This window comes from Bacillus sp. OV166 (genome assembly GCF_900177675.1).
GTDB lineage: Bacteria > Bacillota > Bacilli > Bacillales > Cytobacillaceae > Neobacillus.
On sequence record NZ_FXWM01000001.1, the window covers coordinates 146258 to 167280 of the forward strand.

Below are 21023 nucleotides of genomic sequence, written 5' to 3' on the forward strand. Positions count from 1 at the left end.
ATATTTACCCAAAAAAATAAACCATCGAAATGATGGTTATAAGGATTCATTTTGATCAAGCATTTCCAGAATTCGTTCAAGATCATCTTGAGAGAAAAATTCAATTTCAATTTTCCCTTTATTATTATTCTGCTTAATGTTTACAGTCGTTCCAAACCGTTCACGCAGGGTGTGTTCACGTTCCAGGATAAACACATCTTTTTTCTTTTCTGGCTTTTTTGTTTCACGTGAAACACTTTCGTTTAAGTGCTGAATCAGTTTTTCTAACTGACGGACGCTGAGCGCTTCCTTGATGATCTTTTCCACTAATGCAGGAACTTTTGCCTTTTCCCTGAGTCCTAACAAGGCACGGCCATGTCCCATTGATATCTTAGCAGTGGATATTAACTCTTGAATGTTCGGAGGGAGGGAAAGCAGACGAACATGGTTCGCTACATGCGGCCGGCTTTTGCCTAATCGCTTCGCTACCTCTTCTTGGGTTAGCTTTAACTTTTCCATTAATGTTTGATACGCTAAACCCTCTTCGATGGGATTTAAATCTTCCCGCTGCAGATTTTCAAGGACGGCCAATTCCATCATTTGCTGCTCTGAAAGGTCGCGGACAACAGCCGGGACTGTTTCAAGCTTTGCTTCCTTTGCAGCCCGAAAACGCCGTTCACCGACAACAATTTCATACCCTCTAAGGCTTTTTCTAACGACGATTGGCTGTATGATTCCATGTTCTAAAATAGAATCTTTTAATTCATCAATTGCCTCTTGTTGAAAGGTTTTTCGCGGCTGGTAAGGGTTGGGGCGCAGTTCCTTAAGCTTGATTTCTTGAACTGTTTCTTCCTTGCCAACATCCGTAAAAATTGCGTTTAGTCCCTTTCCTAAACCTTTAGCCATTTGAGACCACTTCCTTCGCTAAATCTAAATACACCTCAGCACCACGCGATTTCGAATCATAAGTAATGATTGGTTCCCCATGGCTTGGTGCTTCACTTAGACGGACATTCCTTGGAATAATGGTTTTATACACTTTATCTTGAAAATACTTTTTTACTTCTTCAATTACTTGAAGGCCAAGATTGGTTCGAGCATCAAGCATCGTTAATAAGACGCCTTCAATTTTCAAATCCTGATTCAAATGCTTTTGAACAAGTCTTACTGTACTTAATAATTGGCTTAAGCCTTCTAACGCATAGTACTCACATTGAACAGGAATTAAGACAGCATCAGAGGCCGTTAACGCATTGATCGTCAATAAGCCTAACGATGGCGGACAGTCAATAATAATATAATCAAATTGATCTTTAACCTCTCCAAGTGCTCGTTTCAGACGAACTTCTCTAGAAATCGTCGGAACCAATTCAATTTCTGCTCCTGCCAGCTGAATTGTTGCTGGTATCGCATACAAATTTTCGACCGATGTTTGTTTAATAACATCCTTTGCTTCTACATCATCTACTAAAACATCATATATGCATTGGTCAACTTCTGCCTTTTCAATACCAATCCCGCTTGTTGCGTTTCCCTGCGGGTCCGTGTCGACTAGCAGGACACGTTTCCCAATATATGCTAAGCAGGCCCCTAGGTTGACAGAGGTAGTCGTTTTACCGACTCCGCCTTTTTGATTCGCGATTGCAAGAATTTTGCCCACGATGTCACCTACCCTTTTATTCTCTCAAAGTTTTATTCTATGTTTCTATTAAATTCTATTAAAATACTAGTCATTTGGCTAATCTAAACTGAATTTATGATAGGAAAATTTCCATTCCTTTATTTTAGCATGAAACAGAAAGGTTGTTGGATTTTTTCTAAAAATATTCAAATTTTCAATTAGTTTATATCTGTGATTTAGAGGGGGAATGGACATTAATTATCCATAAATTACTATTTATTACGAAAATTCCTCAAGTAAAGGCTATTTATACTGAAATGTTGATTTCCGCTCCAATCAACATAGTGCCAAAATCAATATTGATCTTTAACATAATAAAAAGAACCAAACTTGTGATTTCGTTTGGTTCTAGCATCTATTATTCTATTGATCTTACTTTTTCTTTGGTATGCGAATTGTAAATTGGTAGAATTCATCAAATTCTTCTTCTTCAGCATCGAGGTTAATCCCGCTGTCCGTTACCATTGTTAATGATTGACGGATGGTATTTACGGCGATTCTCATATCTTTACTGAAAGCCTTCCGTTTCGGCTTTGGCTTTTCGCTTTTTTGTTCAAGCAGTTTGACCACACGTTCCTCTGTCTGCTTGACATTAAAATTCTTTTCAATAATTTCAGCCAATAGCACCACTTGTTTTTCTGGATCTTTAAGAGGGATCAGTGCACGTGCATGACGCTCTGTAATAATTTTATTTAACAATGCCTCTTGAATAGGCTGCGGCAATTTAAGAAGACGAAGCTTGTTGGCAACGGTTGACTGCCCTTTCCCAAGGCGTTGTGCTAATGCTTCTTGGGTTAAATTGTGCAATTCCAGCAATTTCCCATACGCCATCGCTTCTTCAATCGGCGACAGCTCTTCCCGTTGTAAATTCTCAATTAAAGCAACAGAGGCCGTTTCAGTATCTGATAAATTTTTTATAATGGCTGGTGCTTCGGTCCAACCGAGCTTTTTCATCGCACGAAAACGGCGTTCCCCAGCAATAATTTCATATTGGTCAATGGCAAACTCTCTAACGACAATCGGTTGAATGATCCCATGAATGTGAATTGTTCGCGCTAATTCTTCAATTTTCTCTTCATCAAAAACCGTACGAGGCTGAAATCGGTTTGCAACAATATGGTCAATTGGAATCTTTTTTATTTCCTCGTTTTTTTCTACAATTAGCTCTTTTTCAAGCGCAACCTCTTGTTCTCCCTTATCGCCGAGGCCAAAAAAGCGTGTAAACGATTGCTTCATCCCCAACACCACCTTTACGAAACTCCCTATTACTTATTCTCTGAATACAGACATTCTTCCTGCCTAGAATAACATGTTTATTGAAAAATTGTTAGCACTCCAAATCCGTTTTTCTTATTCAATCGGTGTCTTTCCTGGTGTCCCAGGCTTGCGCGGGTATTTCTTTGGTGTTTGTTTTTCCTTTTTAATGATTAAAATATTCCGCTCGCTTTCTTCCATTGGCAATGTAAAGGTGTGCATATCTTCCAACCTGCCGCCCAGAATGGAAATTGCCTTTTGACCGATCTCTAATTCATCTTTCGCATGGGCAGCTTTCATGGCAATAAAGTGTCCGCCTACTTTAACAAGTGGCAGGCAGAGCTCGCTCAACACAGACATTCTTGCCACGGCCCTAGCGGTTACGACTTCAAAATTTTCGCGGAAATTTGGATTTACCCCAAAGGTTTCGGCGCGATCATGAATAAAATGAACATTTTCCAATTTTAATTCCTTCGCGAGATGATTTAAAAACGAAATGCGCTTGTTTAGTGAATCAACAATCGTCACTTCGATATGTGGGAAAACAATTTTTAGCGGAATACTAGGGAACCCCGCTCCCGCCCCCACATCACAAAGATGGAAAGGCTTTGTAAAATCAAAATAGAAGGAAGCCGTAATCGAATCATAAAAATGCTTTAGATACACTTCAGCTTTATCAGTAATGGCGGTTAAATTCATTTTTTCATTCCACTCGACCAATGTCTCAAAGTACATTTCAAATTGGCCGAGCTGTTCACTTGAAAGGGAGATCCCCTTTTCCCTTAGGTTTGCTGCAAATTGTTCAATGATCATTCAATAATCTTCCTCACATAATTATTCATTTGAAACTCTAGCTATTTTGCCTTGTTCTAGGTACACAAGCAGGATCGAAACATCCGCTGGATTCACTCCTGAAATCCGGGATGCCTGGGCAATTGATAGCGGTTTGACTAGTTTTAGTTTCTGTCTGGCTTCTGTCGCAAGGCCTGACACCATGTCATAATCAATATTCTCAGGGATTTTCTTATCTTCCATTTTCTTTAAGCGGTCAACCTGTTGTAGTGACTTGGTAATATAGCCCTCATATTTTAACTGGATTTCAACCTGTTCCTTCACATCTTCATCAAGGCTGACATCACTTGGAAAAATGGTTTCAAGCAGTTCATAGTTCATTTCTGGTCTTTTTAATAAATCAGAAGCGCGGATTCCATCCTTTAATTCACTGCCGCCAATGCTTCGAATCAGCTCTTGAACCTCAGCCGTCGGTTTCAAAAACGTCGACTCTAAACGCTGCTTTTCAGCCTCAATTGCGTCTTTCTTTGCTAAAAATCGTTCGTATCGGTCATCACGAATCAGTCCGATTTGATGGCCTATTTCGGTTAAGCGTAAATCAGCATTATCATGTCGTAACAGTAGGCGATACTCTGCTCTTGACGTTAACAATCTGTATGGCTCATTTGTTCCTTTAGTGATCAAATCATCAATTAAAACTCCAATATACGCACCGGAACGACTTAAAATTAACTGGTCACGGCCAATCGCTTTCAGTCCTGCATTGATACCAGCCATGATTCCTTGTCCTGCTGCTTCTTCATAGCCGGAAGTTCCATTAATTTGACCCGCCGTATACAGTCCTTCAACCACTTTGGTTTCCAGGGTAGGCCATAACTGTGTTGGCACAATCGCATCGTATTCAATCGCATATCCAGCTCTCATCATTTGCACATTTTCAAGCCCTGGAACGGTTTTAAGAATTTCCTGCTGTACATCTTCCGGTAAGCTCGTGGATAGACCCTGTACATAGACTTCCTTTGTGTGTCTTCCTTCAGGCTCAAGGAAAATCTGATGGCGCGGCTTATCATTAAAGCGGACGACCTTATCTTCAATCGATGGACAATACCTTGGTCCTGTCCCTTTAATCATTCCGGAATACATTGGAGAACGATGTAGATTGGCGTCAATTAACTGATGGGTGCGTTCATTGGTATAGGTCAACCAGCATGGCAGTTGGTCCGTAATATATTTCGTTGTTTCATAGGAAAAAGATCGTGGAACTTCGTCGCCAGGCTGGATTTCTGTTTTACTATAATCAATCGTATTACTATTAACACGTGGCGGGGTTCCAGTCTTAAAACGGACAAGGTCGAAACCAAGCTCCTCTAAATGTTCTGACAGCTTAATCGATGGCTGCTGATTATTTGGACCACTTGAATATTTCAACTCACCAAGGATAATTTCCCCACGCAAATAGGTTCCGGTTGTAATGACGACCGTTTTTGAGCGGTAGACCGCACCTGTCTTTGTGATAACCCCTTTAGAAATTCCATCCTCGACAATCAGTTTCTCGACCATCCCTTGGAGTAAGGTTAGATTCGGTTCTTCCTCAAGTGTTTTTTTCATTTCATGCTGGTAAGCAAATTTATCAGCCTGCGCTCTTAACGCGCGGACAGCTGGACCTTTTCCCGTGTTCAGCATTCTCATTTGGATATAGGTTTTATCAATATTTCGACCCATTTCCCCACCCAGAGCATCTATTTCACGAACGACGATCCCCTTAGCTGGTCCGCCAACGGATGGGTTACATGGCATAAAGGCAACCATATCAAGATTGATGGTAATCATTAATGTTTTGGCGCCAAGTCTCGCCGCCGCAAGGCCCGCTTCACAGCCGGCATGGCCTGCTCCAACGACAATAACGTCATAATTTCCTGCTTCGTATTGCATGTAGTCACTCCTCTTTCTATTTCCCTAAACAGAATTGCGAAAATAACTGGTCAATCAGGCTTTCGTGGACACTCTCGCCAATGATTTCGCCAAGTAATTCCCATGTTCTTGTTAAATCTATTTGAACAATATCAATAGGGGTACCCATTTCGACCCCATCAATTGCTTCTTCGATTGTCTTTAAGCTTTGGTGCAATAGTGCAATATGACGACTGTTTGAAACATAGGTCATATCGCCTGCATCAATCGAGCCTGCAAAAAATAACGAAGCGATCGCTTCCTCTAGCTCATCGACGCCACGGTCCTCAAGTAGTGAAGTAGTGACAATCTTATGCTCTTTTGCTAACTCATTCACTTTCTCCAGATCAATTTGCTGCGGCAAATCCGTTTTATTGACGATAACGATAACATCCATCCCTTTGACCACTTCAAAAAGCTGCTCATCTTCCATACTTAACTTGTCAGCGTAATTTAAAACAAGCAAAATTAAATCCGCGTCTTGTAAAACTTGGCGGGAACGCTCCACTCCAATTCGTTCGACAATATCCTCGGTTTCCCTAATTCCTGCCGTGTCCAAAAGTCGCAATGGGACACCGCGAACATTCACGTATTCTTCAATTACATCCCTTGTGGTTCCAGGAATATCTGTCACAATCGCCTTGTTTTCATGAACTAGACTGTTTAATAGCGAGGATTTTCCTACATTCGGACGGCCAACAATCGCAGTAGACAGTCCTTCTCGTAAAATTTTCCCCTGTTCCGACGTTTGCAATAGCTTTTTGATCTCTTCCCGAACAAAATGGGCCTTCTCTGCTAACATCTTATGAGTCATTTCTTCGACATCGTCATATTCCGGATAATCTATATTCACTTCCACATGGGCAAGGATTTCTAAAATCTCCTGCCGTAGTCTTCGAATTAATTTCGACAGGCGCCCTTCCATTTGTCCCAAGGCGACGTTCATCGCGCGATCCGTTTTTGCCCTGATTAAATCCATTACCGCTTCCGCTTGGGATAAATCAATCCGTCCATTTAAAAATGCCCTTTTTGTAAACTCTCCAGGTTCCGCGAGTCTCGCTCCATTCGTTAACACCTGCTGAAGAACTCTATTCACAGAAACAATCCCGCCATGGCAGTTTATTTCAACAACATCCTCTTTTGTAAAAGTTTTTGGCCCTTTCATGACAGACACCATAACCTCTTCAACCACTTGCCCCGTATTAGGGTCTATCAAGTGTCCATAGTGGATCGTATGGGTTGCTGCTTCAGTCAGCCTTTTCCCACCGATACTCCTAAATAGCTTGTCTGCTATCGGGAATGCTTCATCCCCGCTCAAACGCACAATCGCAATCGCACCCTCGCCCATCGGAGTCGATATTGCCGCAATCGTATCAGATTCCATTTCCTTCACCTCACATTTAAAAAATCGGTTCATATATATAAAAAATATTTTTTCTCCAAAACAATAGAATACCACATCATTTTCTGTGGAAAAAGTAATCCCTCTTCCAAATAATTAATCCACAATTCACTTCTATCTCATTATTATTTTAACTTATCCACATGTGAATAACAATAAAACGAAAAATGTGAAAAAATTGAATGTTATCAACAGGCTCATTTTTTTAAAATTCGACAAAAAAAGACACCCTATCATTCAATAGGATGCCTTTGTGATTTTGTTTTTAAGTTTAAATCCTTATCTTTTTGATGCTGGAGTAATCACAATAAAGCGATGAGGCTCCGATCCATCAGAAAGTGTTTTGACGCGTTTATTATCAGATAAAGCAGCATGAATCACTTTTCGCTCATAGGAAGGCATCGGCTCTAAGGTTACATCTTTTCCTGACTTAACCACCTTTTGGGCGAGACGATGGGCTAATTGAATCAGCGTTTCATTTCTTCTTTTTCGGTAATCCTCCGCGTCCAAGATCACGGTTAAATACTGATTCGAAAAACGATTTAGCACTAATTGCGTCAAATATTGAAGCGAATTTAATGTTTGACCTCTTTTTCCAATCAATAACGCAATCTTTTCACCCGTCATAATAAAATGAACATGTTTACCGTCGCGTTTGATTTCTATTTCTGCGGGCGCTCCCATCTGTTCACTTACTTGAGTAAGAAATTTCTTTGCTTCTTCAATGGGATCAATAATGACGGTTACTTTTACAACAGCTGGACGTGAACCAAAAATACCAAAAATCCCTTTTTTCCCTTGATCAATAATGTCAATATCTGTGCGGTCTTTGCTGGTTTGTAATTGAGCTAAAGCTGATTTTACTGCTTCTTCGACAGTTTGTCCTGTAGCAGTTACCTGTTTCACTTTTTTGCTCCTCCCGCATTACCGGATGCTTTTGCCATTTTCAAATCCGGTCCTTTAATAAAATAGGTTTGCACAATCATAAAAATATTTCCTACTACCCAGTACAACGAAAGCGCGGCGGGGAAACTAAAGGCAAAAACAACAATCATGATTGGCATCATCCAAAGCATCATCGCCATTTGTGGATTCTGATCTTGTCCAGCCATCATAATTTTTTGCTGAATAAACGTGGTTATACCTGCTACTATCGGCAAAATATAGTAAGGATCTTTATCACCAAGGTCAAACCATAGGAAATTATCGTTTGCAATTTCCCTTGTTCGTGAGATGGCATGGTAAAAACCAATTAAAATTGGCATTTGTACAATTAATGGAAAACAGCCAGCCATTGGATTTACACCATGTTTTGAAAAAAGTGCCATGGTTTCCTGTTGCAGCTTTTGCTGTGTTTTTTGATCTTTAGAACTATATTTCTTTTTCAGTTCGGCCATTTCTGGCTGCAATGCCTGCATCGCTTTTGAACTTCTTGTCTGCTTGATCATTAGCGGCAAAATCGCAAGGCGGATCAGGATAGTTACGACAATAATCGATAACCCAAAACTGCCCCCGAGAATAAGCGCCCCTTCCTTGATCAACCAGGATAAAGGATAGACAATGTACTCATTCCAAAAGCCTGAACTCTCCGATGTGATTGGCTTCTTAATTTCACTGCATCCTGTTAGGAACATAAATACAGAAAGTAAACCAATACCTAGTAATATTCGTTTTTTCAACCAAATTTTCCTCCTTACAATAAAGATAATGAACAGTTTAGAATCAAATCTATGTACAATTTATTTTGGATGATTTCAAAGGTATTTTATCACTTAGGCAAAGGAATTGTCTTCAATAGGATATAAATATTCAACGAATTCCTTTGCAAATTTTGTCCTTAAAGTCACTTTTTCAAAACCTTCCCAACTTTAAGTACATGGGTTAAACTTTTTTTCACCTCAAAAAAATCCATTTCAGCTGCTGGTTTCCTGGCAATAATCACGTAATCATTCCCTGGTGCTAACTGTTCGTTCAGTTCAAAAATGGATTGTCTTACATACCTTTTAATTCTGTTCCTTGTCACCGCATTTCCAATCTTCTTACTCACCGACAGGCCAATGCGAAAATAGTCTTGTCCCTCTTTTTTTAATGAATAGACGACAAATTGCCTATTTGCAAATGATTGGCCCTTTTGAAATGCCGTTTGAAATTCTTTATTTTTTTTAATACGCAGCTCTTTTTTCATAAAAACACCTTCAGTCGGATTAGAAAAAAGACCACTGACTTTGCAGTGGTCTATGCTGATAATACTTTTCTTCCCTTTAGACGACGACGAGCTAGAACCTTACGGCCATTAGCTGAGCTCATACGACTACGGAAGCCATGAACTTTACTGTGTTTACGGCTATTTGGTTGATATGTTCTTTTCATTATATGACACCTCCCTGAGGAATAGCTATCAAGTTTAAATGACAGTCTTACTTATTATAAAGACCTCACCATAAAATTGTCAACTACTCTTCACTATTGTTTCCATTTCCAAATTTTATTGAACATGAATTTGCTAATTTCCAGAAATTCTATAGCTATAAGAATAGATCTGAACCATGAAAGTGGAATTCTTATTTTTACTCCCATAATTCATCCAGCCCTTTCTCCTGGAAGGTACGAATATCCTGTGGATAAATTTTCGACATTTTTTTCACATTCTACACAAGATATTGACAGGTTTTGCACAAAACATCTACTTGTGGACAATTACTGTGCACATATTGTTACAGTTGTGGATAAACTACGAAAAGGCATTGCACATCAAGCAATTATTTGATATCATATTTGTGTTTTCACTCTGAATAACTTTATCCACAATAATACGTTATCCACAATTTGTGGATATCATGTGGATAGTTTATCCGAGGGTACTGCAGAAAGTTGTCCACAAGAGGTGGATATTGTCGAAACTCCATTTTACTTCCTTATTATTTATTATCCACATTCACTATTTCGTATATTTATAAATTAATAGGTTGTACTGACGGTATAATTAAGAAAAGCACGTTATTTTATAAAAAAAACACAACAAAGGAGGGATATTATTTGGAAAATATTGCGGATCTTTGGCATGCTGCATTAGCCAATATAGAAAAAAAAATAAGCAAACCAAGCTTTGATACCTGGCTTAAGTCCACAAAGGCCCATTCCCTTCAAGGCGATTTGCTAATCATCACTGCTCCCAATGAGTTTGCTCGTGATTGGCTGGAAGAGCGTTATTCGCAGCTAATCTCTGGAATCCTCTATGAAATTACCGGAGAAGAGCTTTCTGTTAAGTTTATCATTCCGCAAAATCAAAACGAGACAGAAAGTGATGTCCTGCTGCCACCAAAAAAGGTAAAAAAGGACGATGACCATGGGGAATTTCCTCAGGGTATTCTAAATCAGAAATACACTTTTGATACGTTTGTTATAGGCTCAGGCAACCGTTTTGCCCACGCTGCATCACTGGCAGTTGCCGAAGCACCAGCCAAAGCATACAATCCCCTCTTTATTTATGGAGGAGTTGGATTAGGAAAAACGCACTTAATGCATGCAATTGGCCATTATGTCTTAGATCATAACCCTTCAGCAAAAGTGGTTTATTTATCATCAGAAAAATTTACAAATGAATTTATTAACTCGATTCGTGACAATAAAGCAGAGAGTTTCCGCAATAAATATCGAAATGTCGATATTTTACTTATAGATGATATTCAATTTTTAGCTGGAAAAGAATCAACACAAGAAGAATTTTTTCATACCTTCAATGCTCTTCATGAGGAAAGCAAACAGATTATTATCTCCAGCGACCGGCCGCCTAGAGAAATTCCAACGTTAGAGGACCGGCTCAGGTCACGGTTTGAATGGGGATTGATTACAGATATTACACCGCCCGATTTGGAAACGAGAATTGCCATTCTTCGCAAAAAAGCTAGAGCCGAAGGATTAGATATACCTAACGAGGTAATGCTTTATATCGCCAATCAAATTGATACAAACATCCGGGAGCTAGAAGGAGCACTGATCCGAGTGGTCGCCTATTCTTCCTTAATCAATAAAGATATTAATGCTAATTTAGCAGCAGAGGCATTAAAAGATATTATTCCAAGTTCAAAGCCTAAAGTAATAACCATTCTGGATATTCAGAAGACAGTCGGGGAACTCTTTAGTATAAAACTCGAGGACTTTAAGGCAAAAAAGCGGACAAAGTCGCTTGCCTTTCCTAGACAAATTGCAATGTACCTATCACGGGAATTAACCGATTATTCTTTGCCAAAAATAGGAGAAGAATTTGGCGGCCGCGATCATACGACTGTCATACATGCGCATGAGAAAATTTCCAAACTTCTTCAGACCGATGCCCAGCTGCAAAGGCAAATGAAAGAACTGCATGAACTATTAAAAGTTTAGGCAGTTATTGGTGTTTTTTCCTTTCAAATATGTGAATAACTTCTTTGCATTTACACACAGTCTGTCCACATGTGGATAGGCTGTGTTTCCGTTGAAATAATCCAGTTATCCACATATCAACAGGCCCTACTAGTACTTCTACTCTTTTTTTTAAAAAATATATTATGTTATAGCTATAAAAAATATGCTTAAAACGGAGGAATACATGCGATGAAATTTATCATTCAAAGAGATCGGTTAGTTCAGAGTGTTCAAGACGTTATGAAGGCTGTTACTACAAGAACAACAATCCCTATCTTAACCGGAATTAAAATCACAGCTACATCTGAAGGTGTTACCCTAACAGGAAGTGATTCCGATATTTCCATTGAATCCTTTATTCCAAAAGAGGATGCTGGTGATGAAATTATTGAATTGAAACAAGCAGGAGCGATCGTTCTCCAAGCAAAAGTATTTAGTGAAATTGTCAAAAAGCTCCCGACTGATTCGGTTGAAATTGAAGTCTTAGGCTCGCTTCAAACGGTCATTCGTTCTGGAAAATCTGAATTTAACTTGATTGGCCTGGATGCTGAAGAGTATCCTCACCTTCCACAGATCGAAGAAAATAATAAATTTCATATTGCAACAGATCTTTTAAAAGCGATGATTCGCCAAACTCATTTTGCAGTGTCCTCCTCAGAAACACGCCCGATCTTGACAGGTGTAAACTGGAAGGTTGAAAACGGGGAACTAAACTGTATTGCAACAGATAGTCACCGGCTCGCGCTTCGAAAGGCAAAGATCGAAATAGCGAACAACGAAAATTATAATGTGGTCATTCCAGGAAAAAGCTTGAATGAGTTGAGTAAGATTATTGATGACAGCCATGACTTAATTGATATTGTTATTACCGAGAATCAAATATTATTTAAAGCGAAGCACTTATTATTTTTCTCAAGATTGTTAGAAGGAAATTATCCGGATACCTCTCGTTTAATTCCGAATGAAAGTAAAACGGATGTGACGGTAAATACAAAGGAATTCTTGCATGCAATTGATCGTGCCTCTTTGCTGGCAAGAGAAGGAAGAAACAATGTTGTCAAATTTTCGATAATTGAAGGCGGAATTATTGAAATTTCTTCAAATACTCCTGAGGTCGGGAAGGTAGTCGAGGAAATTCAAAGCGAAGCCATCGAGGGTGAAGAATTAAAGATTTCTTTTAGTGCCAAATATATGATGGATGCATTAAAGGCGCTTGAAGGAACAGATGTTAGGGTAAGCTTTACTGGAGCCATGCGCCCGTTCGTCATTCGCCCGCTTCATGATGAAACGATTTTGCAATTAATATTACCCGTTCGAACATACTAAATTTATAGAGCCTAAACCCATATGCCACCACACATTGGTGGCTTTCTTTTAGTTTCCTTTGTATCTCTGTGAAATATTTAGTAAAATAAAGTATTGAGACCATTTTAGAAACGAGGGTGACGATTTGCCTGAAAAAATTAAGATCGATACTGAATTTATTACGCTGGGTCAATTTCTTAAATTGGCTGAAGTAATTCAATCGGGCGGCATGGCAAAATGGTTTTTAAGTGAACATGATATATTCATTAATGGCGAACAAGATCAAAGAAGAGGAAGAAAGCTGCGCACAGGTGACAAAATCCAAATTGCTGGTTTTGGGGAGTTTGTGATTACCGAGTAATTATCAAAATAATTACCGAGTAGCAAGGCTAAAGGATGTCGTTTGCATGTATATCGAAAAATTAGCGCTAACAAATTATCGAAACTACGAAGATTTGTTCGTAGAATTTGAAAATAAAGTAAATGTCATCCTGGGTGAAAACGCCCAAGGTAAAACAAACGTCATGGAATCTATTTATGTTTTGGCCATGGCGAAGTCGCACCGGACCTCCAATGATAAAGAACTTATTCGCTGGGACCAAGAGTATGCTAAAATAGAGGGTAGGGTTCAAAAACAACACAGCTCATTGCCGCTGCAATTAATTATTTCTAAAAAGGGCAAAAAAGCAAAATGCAACCATATTGAGCAGCAAAAATTAAGTCAATATGTAGGCAATATGAATGTGGTTATGTTTGCTCCTGAGGACCTTAACTTAGTGAAAGGCAGCCCGCAGGTCCGAAGACGATTTATTGATATGGAAATTGGACAGGTATCGCCCATTTATTTACATGATATGAGTCAATATCAAAAAATTCTCCAGCAGCGTAATCATTTTTTGAAAATGTTACAGATCAGAAAACAGACCGATCAGACCATGCTTGAGATATTAACGGAACAATTTATCCAGATGGCTGTGAAAATTGTGGCGAAAAGGTTTGAATTCCTGCGCTTACTTCAGAATTGGGCAAAACCGATTCATCAAGGGATTTCAAGAGGCTTGGAAACGCTCGAAATTACCTATAAACCGTCGGTAGAGGTATTAGAAGATCAAAATTTGTCGAAGATGATAGCATGCTTTGAAGAAAAATTCAGCAAGGTTAGAACTAGGGAAATTGAGCGAGGTACTACGCTTTTCGGTCCCCATCGTGATGATCTGCTTTTTTATGTAAACGGTAGAGACGTTCAAACATTTGGATCACAAGGTCAGCAGCGTACCACAGCACTATCCGTAAAGCTTGCAGAAATTGAATTAATTTCTGCTGAAATTGGTGAATATCCCATTTTACTGCTAGATGATGTTTTATCGGAATTAGATGACTATCGGCAGTCTCACTTGCTTAATACCATCCAAGGAAGAGTTCAAACCTTCGTGACTACCACAAGTGTCGAGGGTATTGACCATCAAACATTAAGGGAAGCTTCCACGTTTATCGTTGAAGCTGGTGTCATAAAGAAAATTAATTGAGGTGTACCATGTATATCCATATCGGGGAAGATATTAATATTAGGGCAAGAGATATTATTTCTATCTTGGATAAAGAGAGTGCAAACAACTCGCCGCTTGTAGAGGAGTTCATCAGTCAACGTAAAGAAAAGGTAATCAATCTATCGAAAAACCCCTTTAAATCAGTCATTATTACATATGACAATGTATACTTATCCCCGATTTCTTCAGGAACTTTAAAGAAACGATCAACTCAAATGAATATACATGAATTTTGATATTTATTTATTTTTTAATTAACGATATAGATATATTTTTGTCAGAAGGTGCAGGTGAACAAGCATGACTTTGGAACAAAAAGCAGTCGAAGAAGCATATGGTGCGGATCAGATACAGGTTCTTGAAGGACTTGAAGCTGTTCGAAAAAGACCCGGTATGTACATTGGTTCAACAAGTGGTAAAGGTCTTCATCATCTTGTTTGGGAAATTGTTGATAACAGTATTGACGAGGCGCTGGCTGGTTTCTGTGATGAAATCAATGTCATTATTGAAGAAGACAACAGCATCACGGTAAAGGATAATGGCCGTGGAATCCCAGTCGGAATTCAGGAAAAAATGGGTAGACCAGCGGTAGAAGTCATTATGACTGTGCTGCACGCCGGCGGTAAATTCGGCGGCGGAGGATATAAGGTATCCGGAGGACTGCATGGTGTTGGTGCGTCAGTAGTTAATGCCCTTTCCACGGAACTTGAGGTATATGTACACAGGGATGGTCAAATTTACTCCATTAAATTTGAGCGCGGCGCGGTAGTTCAAGAATTAGAGGTCATTGGAACGACTGATATCACGGGTACAGTTACGCACTTTAAACCAGATGGTGAGATTTTTACAGAAACATTAGTATATGAATATGACATTCTAGCCACTAGACTTCGTGAACTTGCCTTCCTTAACAGGGGAATAAAGATCACGATTGAGGATAAGCGTGTTGAAAATAAACGCAATGAATACTACTACGAAGGCGGAATTAAATCATATGTTGAGCATTTAAACCGCACAAAAGAAGTGATTCATGAAGAACCGATTTACATGGAGGGAGAGCGTGACGGCATTAGTGTTGAAGTCGCACTCCAATATAACGAGGGGTATACAGATAACATTTACTCTTTCGCAAATAATATCCACACCTATGAAGGTGGAACGCATGAATCCGGTTTTAAGACTGCGTTAACAAGGGTTATCAATGATTACGCTCGGAAAAATAGCTTAATCAAGGAGAATGATACCAATCTTTCTGGTGAAGATGTTCGTGAAGGTATCACGGCGATCGTCTCTATTAAACATCCTGATCCCCAATTTGAAGGACAAACAAAGACTAAATTAGGGAATTCTGAAGTGAGAACGATCACTGATACCGTTTTTGCAAGTACCTTTGATAAGTTCATGTTGGAAAATCCATCAGTTGCTAGAAAAATTGTCGAAAAAGGCTTAATGGCAGCACGTGCAAGGCTTGCTGCAAAGAAAGCTAGGGAATTAACACGCCGGAAAAGTGCTTTAGAGGTTTCTAGTTTACCTGGGAAATTGGCTGACTGTTCTTCGAAGGATCCATCTGAAAGTGAAATGTATATCGTTGAGGGTGATTCCGCTGGCGGATCGGCAAAGCAAGGTCGTGATCGCCATTTCCAAGCAATTCTGCCACTTCGGGGGAAAATTCTTAATGTGGAAAAGGCCCGTCTCGATAGAATCCTTTCTAACAATGAAGTTAGGGCGATGATTACAGCGATTGGAACAGGCATTGGTGAAGATTTTGATATTGCTAAAGCCCGTTATCATAAAATTGTCATTATGACCGATGCTGATGTGGATGGTGCTCATATTCGGACGCTTCTCTTAACGTTCTTTTACCGTTTTATGAGAAAAATCTTAGAAGCCGGTTATATTTATATTGCCCAGCCGCCGCTTTATAAAGTTCAACAAGGTAAACGAATTGAGTACGCCTATAATGATAAAGAACTTGAACGGATATTTGCCATGCTTCCAGCTGCTCCAAAACCGAATATCCAACGGTATAAAGGTTTAGGTGAGATGAATCCTGATCAATTATGGGAAACAACAATGGATCCTGAAAATAGAAGTATGCTTCAGGTAAGTCTTGAAGATGCGATCGAAGCAGACGAAACCTTTGATATGTTAATGGGTGAAAAAGTAGAACCACGTCGTAATTTCATTGAGGCGAATGCTCAATACGTGAAGAATTTAGATATATAAAGAAAAGGTGAAAGGAGGAAATAAGTATGGCTGAAACCCCAAATTCTCAAGTTACAGAGATTAATATTAGCAAAGAAATGAAAGCTTCCTTTCTTGACTATGCGATGAGTGTTATCGTTTCACGTGCCCTTCCAGATGTTCGGGATGGGTTGAAACCAGTTCATCGCCGAATTCTATATGCTATGCATGATCTTGGTATGCATTCAGATAAACCATATAAAAAATCAGCCCGTATCGTTGGGGATGTCATCGGTAAGTATCACCCGCATGGTGACGCTGCTGTTTATGAAACAATGGTTCGGATGGCACAGGACTTCAACTATAGGTATATGCTTGTAGATGGACATGGAAACTTCGGTTCTGTCGATGGTGACTCAGCGGCAGCAATGCGTTATACAGAATCAAGAATGTCTAAAATCTCGATGGAATTATTAAGAGATATAAACAAAGATACCATTGATTATCAAGACAACTATGATGGCGAAGAAAGAGAGCCTGTTGTATTACCGGCCAGATTCCCTAACCTTTTAGTCAATGGGTCGACCGGGATTGCCGTTGGTATGGCGACCAATATCCCTCCGCACCAGCTTGGCGAGGTAATTGATGCTGTGTTAGCGCTTAGTCGTGACCCTGAAATTACGACGCAGGAGCTTATGGAAATTATCCCAGGTCCAGATTTCCCAACAGGTGGAATAATCTTGGGCCGGAGCGGTATTCGTAAAGCGTATGAAACAGGCAGAGGATCAATAACAGTTCGTGCAAAAGTAGTAATCGAACAAAAAGCAAATGGTAAAGAAGTTATCATTGTTAATGAATTACCATACCAAGTGAATAAAGCGAGATTAGTTGAAAAAATCGCTGAATTAGCCCGCGATAAAAAAATTGAAGGCATTACCGACCTAAGGGATGAATCCGATCGTAAAGGAATGCGGATTGTTATTGAGGTTCGTAAAGATGCGAATGCCAACGTCCTTTTAAATAATTTATATAAACATACAGCACTTCAAACCAGCTTTGGAATTAACACCCTAGCCCTAGTTAATGGACATCCAAAGGTGTTGACTCTCAAGCAATGCTTAGTGCATTACTTAGATCATCAAGTAGTAGTCATTCGTAGAAGGACCGAGTTTGAATTACGTAAAGCGGAAGCACGTGCCCACATCTTAGATGGTTTAAGAATTGCCTTGGATCATCTTGATGAAGTTATTAGTTTAATCCGCAGCTCACAAACGACAGACATCGCTCGTGAAGGCTTAATGACTACCTTTAATCTTTCTGAAAAGCAAGCTCAGGCCATTCTGGATATGCGCCTGCAGCGTTTAACTGGATTGGAAAGAGAAAAGATTGAAGAAGAATATCAAAACCTTGTGAAGCTAATCGCTGAATTAAAGGCAATTTTAGCGGATGAGGAAAAGGTATTTGAAATTATCCGCGAAGAAATGAATGAAATCAAAGAGCGTTTTAATGATAAGCGCCGGACAGAAATCGTAACGGGCGGAATTGAAAATATTGAGGATGAAGATCTAATTCCTCGTGAAAATATTGTTATTTCTTTAACCCATAACGGATATGTTAAACGTCTCCCTGTTTCCACCTATCGTGCTCAAAGACGAGGCGGACGGGGAATCCAAGGAATGGGTACAAACGAGGATGACTTTGTTGAACACTTGATCACCACCTCAACACATGATACGATCCTTTTCTTTACAAATAAAGGGAAGGTATACCGTTCTAAAGGATATGAAATCCCTGAATACAGCCGAACAGCGAAAGGGATACCAATTATCAATCTCCTTGGTGTCGAAAAGGGAGAATGGGTCAATGCAATCATTCCCGTTGCGGAATTTGTAGATGATTGGTTCTTATTCTTTACGACCAAAGAAGGGATTTCAAAACGGTCTCCGTTAACATCGTTTGCACATATCCGCAACAACGGCCTAATTGCGCTAAGTTTGCGTGAAGGGGATGAACTAATCTCTGTCCGCTTAACTGATGGCACAAAGCATATGATTATCGGAACAAAGAAGGGTATGCTGATTCGTTTCCCGGAAACGGATGTTCGATCAATGGGACGAACAGCCACTGGCGTGAAAGGCATTACGCTCGATAGTGACGATGAAGTTGTCGGAATGGAAGTATTAGAGGAAACGAATGATGTGTTAATTGTAACGAAAAATGGTTACGGTAAACGTACCAAAGCGGAAGAATACCGGATCCAAGGCAGGGGCGGTAAAGGGATTAAAACCTGCCACGTTACAGAAAAAAATGGCGACCTTGTTTCGATGCGTGCGGTAACAGGTGAAGAGGACCTGATGCTTATTACCACAGGTGGTGTCCTCATCCGAATGGATGTTGGCAGTATTTCTAAAATGGGACGTAATACTCAAGGTGTAAAGCTCATTAGTATGAAGGAAAGCGAAAATGAATTTGTTGCCACTGTGGCAAAAGTAGAGAAAGAAGAAGAGGAAGAAAACCTTGAAAATAATCCTAATGAAGCTGAAGGAGACTCTCCGGAAGAAAATCATGAGGTTGAAACAAACGAGGATGTAGAATAAAAAAGTAGAGGGGGCACACAATAGATGTGCTCCTTTTCTATGTCCATGAATTATAAAATAGAGATGTAATCGTAAGAAAGAGTTATTATATTGTTCAAAGTAAAAAAGATAGAAAAACTGTTGACTTTAATTTTTACAGATGGTATATTAGTTAAGTCGCTTACGGGCGATAGAGAAATTGTCCTTTGAAAACTAAACAAACAAAATCGTGCAATCAAACAAAAATTTTAGTTTCAATTACGAAACTAAGCCAACGTAACAAAATGAGCTAATCAACTTTCTTGGAGAGTTTGATCCTGGCTCAGGACGAACGCTGGCGGCGTGCCTAATACATGCAAGTCGAGCGAATCAATAGGAGCTTGCTCCTGTTGGTTAGCGGCGGACGGGTGAGTAACACGTGGGCAACCTGCCTGTAAGACTGGGATAACACCGGGAAACCGGTGCTAATACCGGATAATCCTTTTCCTCTCATGAGGAAAAGCTGAAAGTCGGTTTCGGCTGACACTTACAGATGGGCCCGCGGCGCATTAGCTAGTTGGTGAGGTAACGGCTCACCAAGGCGACGATGCGTAGCCGACCTGAGAGGGTGATCGGCCACACTGGGACTGAGACACGGCCCAGACTCCTACGGGAGGCAGCAGTAGGGAATCTTCCACAATGGACGAAAGTCTGATGGAGCAACGCCGCGTGAGCGATGAAGGCCTTCGGGTCGTAAAGCTCTGTTGTTAGGGAAGAACAAGTACCGGAGTAACTGCCGGTACCTTGACGGTACCTAACCAGAAAGCCACGGCTAACTACGTGCCAGCAGCCGCGGTAATACGTAGGTGGCAAGCGTTGTCCGGAATTATTGGGCGTAAAGCGCGCGCAGGCGGTCCTTTAAGTCTGATGTGAAAGCCCACGGCTCAACCGTGGAGGGTCATTGGAAACTGGGGGACTTGAGTGCAGAAGAGGAAAGCGGAATTCCACGTGTAGCGGTGAAATGCGTAGAGATGTGGAGGAACACCAGTGGCGAAGGCGGCTTTCTGGTCTGTAACTGACGCTGAGGCGCGAAAGCGTGGGGAGCAAACAGGATTAGATACCCTGGTAGTCCACGCCGTAAACGATGAGTGCTAAGTGTTAGGGGGTTTCCGCCCCTTAGTGCTGCAGCTAACGCATTAAGCACTCCGCCTGGGGAGTACGGCCGCAAGGCTGAAACTCAAAGGAATTGACGGGGGCCCGCACAAGCGGTGGAGCATGTGGTTTAATTCGAAGCAACGCGAAGAACCTTACCAGGTCTTGACATCCTCTGACACTCCTAGAGATAGGACGTTCCCCTTCGGGGGACAGAGTGACAGGTGGTGCATGGTTGTCGTCAGCTCGTGTCGTGAGATGTTGGGTTAAGTCCCGCAACGAGCGCAACCCTTGATCTTAGTTGCCAGCATTCAGTTGGGCACTCTAAGGTGACTGCCGGTGACAAACCGGAGGAAGGTGGGGATGACGTCAAATCATCATGCCCCTTATGACCTGGGCTACACACGTGCTACAATGGATGGTACAAAGGGCTGCAAGACCGCGAGGTTTAGCCAATCCCATAAAACCATTCTCAGTTCGGATTGCAGGCTGCAACTCGCCTGCATGAAGCCGGAATCGCTAGTAATCGCGGATCAGCATGCCGCGGTGAATACGTTCCCGGGCCTTGTACACACCGCCCGTCACACCACGAGAGTTTGTAACACCCGAAGTCGGTGGGGTAACCGTAAGGAGCCAGCCGCCTAAGGTGGGACAGATGATTGGGGTGAAGTCGTAACAAGGTAGCCGTATCGGAAGGTGCGGCTGGATCACCTCCTTTCTAAGGATAAAGCTGGACCTGTGAGCCAGACAAAACAGTTTGTGACACGATCTTTGTTTGTTTAGTTTTGAGAGTATAATCTCTCTTTATATTTCCGTTG

General features: G+C 40.7%; 17 protein-coding genes and 1 rRNA gene. 8 read left to right on the plus strand and 10 right to left on the minus strand.

All coding sequences use genetic code 11. The features are described 5' to 3' along the window. Positions 1-36 precede the first annotated feature (36 nt). The 10 genes from CCK98_RS00690 to rpmH form a co-directional block, all read right to left on the minus strand. Complete coding sequence (locus CCK98_RS00690) at positions 37-885, minus strand: ParB/RepB/Spo0J family partition protein (protein ID WP_088084877.1); 849 nt, start codon at positions 883-885, stop codon at positions 37-39. Further along, a complete protein-coding gene (locus tag CCK98_RS00695; RefSeq protein ID WP_088084878.1) occupies positions 878-1639 on the minus strand; it encodes a ParA family protein in 762 nt (253 codons plus the stop codon). Before CCK98_RS00695 ends, CCK98_RS00690 begins: the two co-directional genes overlap by 8 nt. 393 nt (positions 1640-2032) lie before the next feature. Next, the gene (noc, locus tag CCK98_RS00700) at positions 2033-2896 is read right to left on the minus strand and encodes a nucleoid occlusion protein (RefSeq protein WP_088084879.1); all 864 of its coding nucleotides are present in this window, start codon (positions 2894-2896) and stop codon (positions 2033-2035) included. Between the two features lie 114 nt (positions 2897-3010). Then, entirely contained in the window at positions 3011-3727 is a 717-nt protein-coding gene (gene rsmG, locus CCK98_RS00705) for a 16S rRNA (guanine(527)-N(7))-methyltransferase RsmG (protein ID WP_088084880.1), read from the minus strand. A 21-nt stretch (positions 3728-3748) separates the two neighbouring features. Next, positions 3749-5638, minus strand: coding sequence for a tRNA uridine-5-carboxymethylaminomethyl(34) synthesis enzyme MnmG (mnmG, locus tag CCK98_RS00710; protein ID WP_088084881.1), 1890 nt, complete (start codon positions 5636-5638; stop codon positions 3749-3751). 16 nt (positions 5639-5654) lie between these two features. Next, a complete protein-coding gene (gene mnmE, locus CCK98_RS00715; protein WP_088084882.1) occupies positions 5655-7040 on the minus strand; it encodes a tRNA uridine-5-carboxymethylaminomethyl(34) synthesis GTPase MnmE in 1386 nt (461 codons plus the stop codon). 297 nt (positions 7041-7337) lie between these two features. Next, positions 7338-7964: an RNA-binding cell elongation regulator Jag/EloR gene (gene jag / locus CCK98_RS00720; protein WP_088084883.1), complete on the minus strand. Its 627-nt coding sequence runs from the start codon at positions 7962-7964 to the stop codon at positions 7338-7340. Then, positions 7961-8737 carry a YidC family membrane integrase SpoIIIJ gene (gene spoIIIJ, locus CCK98_RS00725; protein WP_088084884.1) on the minus strand — a complete coding sequence of 259 codons (777 nt, stop codon included), beginning with the start codon at positions 8735-8737 and terminating at the stop codon, positions 7961-7963. The genes jag and spoIIIJ overlap by 4 nt, the downstream gene beginning before the upstream one ends. 164 nt (positions 8738-8901) lie before the next feature. Beyond that, positions 8902-9243 carry a ribonuclease P protein component gene (rnpA, locus tag CCK98_RS00730; protein ID WP_088084885.1) on the minus strand — a complete coding sequence of 114 codons (342 nt, stop codon included), beginning with the start codon at positions 9241-9243 and terminating at the stop codon, positions 8902-8904. 50 nt (positions 9244-9293) lie between these two features. Further along, positions 9294-9428: a 50S ribosomal protein L34 gene (gene rpmH, locus CCK98_RS00735; protein ID WP_035446353.1), complete on the minus strand. Its 135-nt coding sequence runs from the start codon at positions 9426-9428 to the stop codon at positions 9294-9296. A 666-nt stretch (positions 9429-10094) separates the two neighbouring features. Here rpmH and dnaA point away from each other — a divergent pair. The 8 genes from dnaA to CCK98_RS00775 all read left to right on the plus strand — a co-directional run bounded on the left by dnaA (position 10095) and on the right by CCK98_RS00775 (position 20923). Then, the gene (gene dnaA / locus CCK98_RS00740) at positions 10095-11441 is read left to right on the plus strand and encodes a chromosomal replication initiator protein DnaA (RefSeq protein WP_088084886.1); all 1347 of its coding nucleotides are present in this window, start codon (positions 10095-10097) and stop codon (positions 11439-11441) included. A gap of 210 nt (positions 11442-11651) precedes the next feature. After that, positions 11652-12788: a DNA polymerase III subunit beta gene (gene dnaN / locus CCK98_RS00745; RefSeq protein WP_088084887.1), complete on the plus strand. Its 1137-nt coding sequence runs from the start codon at positions 11652-11654 to the stop codon at positions 12786-12788. A gap of 124 nt (positions 12789-12912) precedes the next feature. Next, complete coding sequence (yaaA, locus tag CCK98_RS00750; protein ID WP_088084888.1) at positions 12913-13128, plus strand: S4 domain-containing protein YaaA; 216 nt, start codon at positions 12913-12915, stop codon at positions 13126-13128. Between the two features lie 46 nt (positions 13129-13174). Continuing rightward, the gene (gene recF, locus CCK98_RS00755) at positions 13175-14293 is read left to right on the plus strand and encodes a DNA replication/repair protein RecF (protein ID WP_088084889.1); all 1119 of its coding nucleotides are present in this window, start codon (positions 13175-13177) and stop codon (positions 14291-14293) included. 8 nt (positions 14294-14301) lie between these two features. Continuing rightward, positions 14302-14550: an extracellular matrix regulator RemB gene (gene remB / locus CCK98_RS00760; protein WP_088084890.1), complete on the plus strand. Its 249-nt coding sequence runs from the start codon at positions 14302-14304 to the stop codon at positions 14548-14550. 64 nt (positions 14551-14614) lie between these two features. Continuing rightward, entirely contained in the window at positions 14615-16540 is a 1926-nt protein-coding gene (gene gyrB, locus CCK98_RS00765; RefSeq protein WP_373408474.1) for a DNA topoisomerase (ATP-hydrolyzing) subunit B, read from the plus strand. A 26-nt stretch (positions 16541-16566) separates the two neighbouring features. After that, entirely contained in the window at positions 16567-19095 is a 2529-nt protein-coding gene (gene gyrA, locus CCK98_RS00770; RefSeq protein WP_088084891.1) for a DNA gyrase subunit A, read from the plus strand. 278 nt (positions 19096-19373) lie between these two features. Then, positions 19374-20923 (plus strand): 16S ribosomal RNA (locus CCK98_RS00775). Positions 20924-21023: the final 100 nt, after the last annotated feature.